3 protein-coding genes and 1 pseudogene are annotated in these 4,129 nt (G+C 51.2%); 2 read left to right on the forward strand and 2 right to left on the reverse strand.

All coding sequences use genetic code 11. From position 1 onward, the window contains the following. A pseudogene (locus Q0236_RS05845) lies at positions 1–209 on the forward strand (D-amino acid aminotransferase); the annotation flags it as partial. Between the two features lie 46 nt (positions 210–255). Here the strand turns inward: Q0236_RS05845 and Q0236_RS05850 are convergent. Together Q0236_RS05850 and Q0236_RS05855 are read right to left on the reverse strand one after the other, a co-directional pair. Further along, entirely contained in the window at positions 256–1,221 is a 966-nt protein-coding gene (locus Q0236_RS05850; protein ID WP_297915989.1) for a DUF3137 domain-containing protein, read from the reverse strand. An 8-nt stretch (positions 1,222–1,229) separates the two neighbouring features. After that, a complete protein-coding gene (locus tag Q0236_RS05855; RefSeq protein WP_297915991.1) occupies positions 1,230–2,567 on the reverse strand; it encodes an ATP-dependent RecD-like DNA helicase in 1,338 nt (445 codons plus the stop codon). 56 nt (positions 2,568–2,623) lie between these two features. Between Q0236_RS05855 and Q0236_RS05860 the strand changes: the two genes are divergently transcribed. Next, on the forward strand, positions 2,624–4,006 hold the full coding sequence (locus Q0236_RS05860; RefSeq protein ID WP_297915993.1) for an SH3 domain-containing C40 family peptidase: 1,383 nt from the start codon (positions 2,624–2,626) through the stop codon (positions 4,004–4,006). Positions 4,007–4,129 lie beyond the last annotated feature (123 nt).

Genomic DNA, 4,129 nt, shown 5'->3' on the forward strand with positions numbered 1-4,129 from the left:
AGCAGGTGGGGCTTAGTGTGCAGCAGCGAGCGTTTGGAATGAGCGAGGTTTATGAGGCCGATGAGGCCTTTATCAGCGCGGCGACGCTGATGGTGCTGCCGATCGTAAAGGCAGACGGCAGGCAGGTCGGCGGCGGCACAGTCGGCAAATACGTACCGCGCCTACGCGAGATGTATGCTGCGCGGCTAAGAGCCGAAGCGGGACTGTAATAGGGCGGTCAAATTTAGCCCGTTAAATTTAAACTACGCGGGCTGATTAAATTTTGCTTTCTAGCTCTCCGGTTATGTGACCCAGCTCGCTTACTAATTCTAAAATTTCAGACAGTTCGTATTGATGAGCATACGTTGTTCCGGTAGTAGGAGGTATGCTAAATAGCTCTGTTTCGAAGCGGTTCGGCGCGCCGTTTAGAAATAGGTAAAATTTATTATCCATAAATGCCGCACTGATGCTAAATTTATAATAGTATCGCTTCAGCTCATTTAGTCGCTCCATCAACGTAGGCGTCAATAGATAGCGAGCTTCGACCTTGTCGTCAGCAAACACGCGAAATTCGCTATTAAAAATGACGTTGTCCATTAGCTCCTTCTCGCCTAAAATTTTTGTATTCAGCTCGCGGCTTGCCAAGATGGTTCGGGAGTAAAATTTCTTACCAAACTCGCATATCAGCACGCTACCGCTAAAATCCATATACGCATCATATAAGCTCATCGCAAGCGAAGCTAGCTTCACATAAGTATTGTCTATGCCCAGATCGTAGTTCTTTTTGATTCTAATCGCCTCGCTGAGGCTAAATTTTACCCCATCCCATTCGCCTTTTATCTCATCTTCGCCGATAAAATCGGAATTTGCAAATATTCCCGCTCTCCTGAATTCCTTCGCGCTTATGCCACGGCCTGGCGAATAAGTAAGCTGCGGATACGCCTGTGAGATCGCCGTGCGCACCAAAACTTTTTTGTAAAATAGTTTATATTCATAAGTGGCGCCTGTAATGTCGTCGTAAATATAAGCAACGTAACAAATTAAAAGCACCGCGTAGATAAGATAGACTTCGATCATCTTGTAATCCGTATCGTCGTCTGTTTTAAATACCGCATCGATCGAAAACATCACTATAAATGGAAACAGATACAAAAATGCTATCTTGGCATAGATCATCACTACCTTGCAAATGCACTTTTTTTGTTTGGCTCTACTTAGCGCTATCGCTTTGTCTAGTTGCATACGTTTCCTTAAATTTTTTGATCCGAAATTTTATAAAATTCGTTCTCTTGATAAAATTTCACTACCGCCTCGTCCGCGCTTGCGCTGCGCTGTAAATACCGTAGCAAGGGCTCCGTGCGCGTATATATCACCCCGAGCCCCGCAAGGCTCGTCGCGCGCGAAAGCGCCACGTAGAGCTGCCCCTTGGCAAAGATCCTGTCGATGTCGCAGATGAGCTGCGGGATGCTCATGCCTTGGGATTTGTGGATCGTGATAGCATATGCGAGCTTGAGCGGGAACTGATAATACCGCGCCAGCACGACCTGCTCGGCATCCGCGCCGCTTGCGGCGATCTCGCTTAGTTCGTATGTTTGCAGCCCCACGCGGCTTAGTATGCCAGAGGGCTTTTTTACGACCACGCTTTCGATTTCGCCGCCGGAGCTTTTTTCGATCTTTTCGACGACGCCTTGCTCGCCGTTAAAAAACTCGCCGCTTTTGTTTGCGGTAAACAGCACCTTTGCGCCTTCTTTTAGCGTCAGACTTTGCGGCGTATTTAGCAAGGCGATCCATTTTTGAATTTTCTGCTCGCTCACTCCGCTTTGCAGCGCTTCATAAACGCCCTCAAAGCTGCTTTGCGGCGCATTAAGCTTGGCTAGCCTGGAGTTGTTTATCGCATCTACTTCGGCGTTTCGTCCCGAGATTATCGTAGCGTTCGGATCAGCTCGCGCGGCATCGATGAGCAAAGATCGCATCAGCTCCGCCGTCTGCTCGCTTGCGATGCCGAGCCGCAGCTCGCAAAGCAGGCGGTATAGCGCCGCATCCGCGGTGCGCTTGGAGCCTATCATCTCGACGTAAAAAAACTCGCACTGCCTCCACGCGTACGAGCCGAAGGCGTAATCCGAGTCGCTAAATAGGCTCGCGCGCGGCGTGCTCTCGCCCTCTTTGCGCACCGGCGGAAGCTGATAAAAATCGCCCGTAACGAGCAGCCGTCCGTTAAATTTAGAATTTGAAATTCTAAGATAGATCATCTCGAAAAGCTCGGCGCCGATCATCGAAATTTCATCGATCACGATGAGATCTGCGAGGGCTAAAATTTTTCGCAGCTCGCTTAGTTTGCCGCTTTGTTTGCGATCGAAGCTTTTTAACTCCTCGTGGTTTTTGCAAATGCCGAAGCGGAAGAAGCTATGCACGGTCACGCCGCCGATCTCTACGGCGCTGATGCCGGTGCTGCCGAGTACGATGACGAGCTTGCCGCGAGCGCGGTAGTTTTCGATGAGCTCTTTTATTACGTAGCTTTTGCCCACGCCTGCGCCGCCCGTGATGAAAATATTGCGATCTTTTAGCTTTTGGATGATGAAATTTATCAAGTTTTTTCCTATTTTTTGGCAAAATTATAGCCAAAATTTTTTAAAAGGCATTTTGTTTGAAACGATTAGTATCTCTCATCTTCGCGGCTTTAATCCTTGCAGGTTGCGGTAAAACCGTCCATAAATTTATCCCGGAAAATCCCGCTGTTTTGGATCTCGAATACGCTCAAAACAGCGAGCGGCTGCCCGCTCCTGCGTCGGTGCAAAACATAAGCGGAAGCGCGTTTAAGAGCCGCTATTTTAAAATTTGGTTTGACGATGCGCCCGTGAAGGCGGAAATCGATACGTTTTGGGGGCTTAATTACGCCAAGGGGCGCCACTTTGACGCCGCAGGCAGGATATACGACGATGCGATCTATCAAAGTATCCGCATAAACGCGAACGAAGAGGCGTTCGGGCTGATCTCCGCGCCCGCTATAACGGTAAAAAACGCGTTGCTGCGAAATATCCCAAGCGATCTGCCGATTTTCGGCGATCCGAGCGAGCCGGGGGAGGGCGAGCCGTTTGATTACGCCGCAAATTCCGCCGTGAGCGTGGGCTATCCGATGCTGCTGTCGCATTACAGCAGAGACGGCGCGTGGGCGTTCGTGCGCAACGACGGCGTGTGGGGCTGGATCAGAAGCGACGCGATAAAGCGCATCAGTCCTCAGCAGGCAGATATTTACGCAAATTCTAAATTTATAACGATCCTGCGCGAGGGCGCCGCCGTTTATGACGAAAACGGTGCGGAGCTTTTTAGGGCGCGTACCGGCACGATCCTGCCGTATGATTTTAGCGGCGAGCGCGATCTTGGCGGTACGCTCGGCGTGCGGAGCGTATTTAGCGGCGAAATTTTAACTCAGTTTGGTGGCAAGAGATATTTCGTTAGCGCGGAAGATGCGAGACTTTGGCCCGCGCCGCTTGATGAGCAGAACTCAAAAATCGTAGCCGCTAGCCTGCTTGGGCAGAAATACGGCTGGGGCGGGTATAAATTTCTTCGCGATTGCTCGCTTATGACGAAAGACTTTTTGGCAAATTTCGGGCTGTGGCTGCCGCGAAATTCTAAGGCGCAATCGGGCCGCGGCGAGCGTTTTTCGCTGGCAGGGATGAGCGCGGATGAAAAGCTTAGCTTCATCGATAAAAACGGCGTGGCGTATAAAACCCTGTTGTATATGCCCGGCCACGTGATGCTCTACGTAGGGCAGGTGGACGGCAAGCCTGCGGTGTTGCACGACATCTGGGGGCTTCGCACGATGGACGGCGGGCGCGCGGTCATCGGGCGCACGGCGATTACGTCGCTTACTATCGGCTCGGATCGCGCCGACATCGCCGAGGATCGACTGCTGATCTCGCGTATCAGCGCGATGAGCGTACTTTCGGGCGAGGATGACGCTATCTCGGACGATCGGTTCGCTCCTGAGGATCCGAGCGCCTTATCTGCGTATGCGAGCGGAAATTAGGCTGCTTGCGGGTATGGGCGTGAATTGAGCTTTGCTTAGCAGCTGCCGTCATAGTTTGCTTTTGCCGTTCGTGGAGTCGCGCGCTTGACGACACTGCGGTGCATGCAGGCGCAAATTTAAAAC

Source organism: uncultured Campylobacter sp. (assembly GCF_938031315.1).
GTDB lineage: Bacteria > Campylobacterota > Campylobacteria > Campylobacterales > Campylobacteraceae > Campylobacter_B.